The sequence below is a fragment of the Vibrio sp. 1159 genome, from assembly GCF_033340395.1.
Classification (GTDB): Bacteria; Pseudomonadota; Gammaproteobacteria; order Enterobacterales; family Vibrionaceae; genus Vibrio; species Vibrio alginolyticus.
In genome coordinates, this window is the sequence record NZ_JAWOWL010000114.1 from 1 (window position 1) to 1,329 (window position 1,329).

General features: G+C 42.2%; 1 protein-coding gene. It reads right to left on the reverse strand.

Features of this window, described 5'->3' with window-relative positions; translation table 11 throughout:
• Positions 1-25: 25 nt before the first annotated feature.
• A complete protein-coding gene (locus tag R7127_RS26275; RefSeq protein WP_318148691.1) occupies positions 26-1,156 on the reverse strand; it encodes an ISAs1 family transposase in 1,131 nt (376 codons plus the stop codon).
• Positions 1,157-1,329: the final 173 nt, after the last annotated feature.

Genomic DNA, 1,329 nt, shown 5'->3' on the forward strand with positions numbered 1-1,329 from the left:
CACGGAAATCGCATGAACATCCCCGTCATTCAAGGGCTCCGAGAACCTTGCTTAAGTAGTTTACATCCATCGCACACTTCATTCGCTTGCGTTGAATGCCTCCCTTAAAGCTCGTTTCTTGCTTTAAAAGGTTCAAACATACCTGCCTGATCCTTGAAAAAGCCTCTGCGCGATCATCGACTCGAATGCGACATGCATCTTCTCTAAAAGTAACATCAAGTTGCCAGTGCATCGACTCAATTCCCCAGTGAGAACGCGTTGCATCATGTAACTCTTTCGCACTGAGTTTTTTCGAGCTGATGTAGAAGCGAACAGACATATCTTGCTCTGTCGCACGCTCTTCTGTTTTACGCATGTTGACCATGATGCCGACACTTTTCAGATTTGGCCATTCAAGCTCTAAATCACCTAAAAATGACAACTCATTCGTGACTAATGCACAGCGTGTTTCCTCACGGCCATGCCCTTTTTCTTGGCTCGCATAACTGTCGCCTTCTGCAAACTCCTGCAACATCGAAGGGCGATAAAACTCACCTATTGCTTTCTCTAACGAGCCTTGGTTTCCCTTTACAGCAAGTAAGTAATCGGCATTTTTATCGATTATCTTTTGCGCGATTTTTCTTTGACAACCCATCGCATCAATCGTCACCAAGCAACCAGAAATATTTAACAATTCCAATAACTTAGGTATTTCTGTGATTTCATTGGTTTTTTCATTCACCTTAGATTGACCAAGACAAAGCCCTTGCGCGGTTGCAAATGCATTGACCATATGAATTGCAGAGCGTTCTTCAGATTTGTTATAAGAGCCGCGAACGGTTTTACCATCGATTGCAACCACTTCGCCATCTGTGATTTGATGACAATCTTTCATCCAACGAATGAACGCTTTTTGCATCGCTGACGGGCTCACCATCCCCATGACGCGCGCGATGGTATCTGACGACGGAATACCATTCTCAAAATCACCCAATGATTTAAGAAAATCGGTTCGGCTTTCACCAAAATCACAGATACCTTCCCAGGTATCAAAACCGGAGAGCACACCACAGATCGTCAACAAAATAATGTCTGACAATTTGTGTTCTACCTTAGCGGCTTGACGGTAATCTTTTATCACTTCGAAATGCATAAATGGGTTCGTTATTGTCGTCATAATTTGGCTCCGTTTAAGTACAGAACCATTAAAAAACACTCAGAATGATCTACAAATTGATCCTTAGTGAGTTTCCAATATTGTGATGAATGGTAAAGAAATACCTTGTAAATTAGAATACTCTAATTTGACGAAGTCCCTTTAAAAATGGGCATGTTTATGCGATTTCCCTG

Bases quoted from the DNA above. Each gene is read 5' to 3' on its own strand.
- R7127_RS26275 (WP_318148691.1), bottom strand. From the start codon at position 1,156: ATGACGACAATAACGAACCCATTTATGCATTTCGAAGTGATAAAAGAT.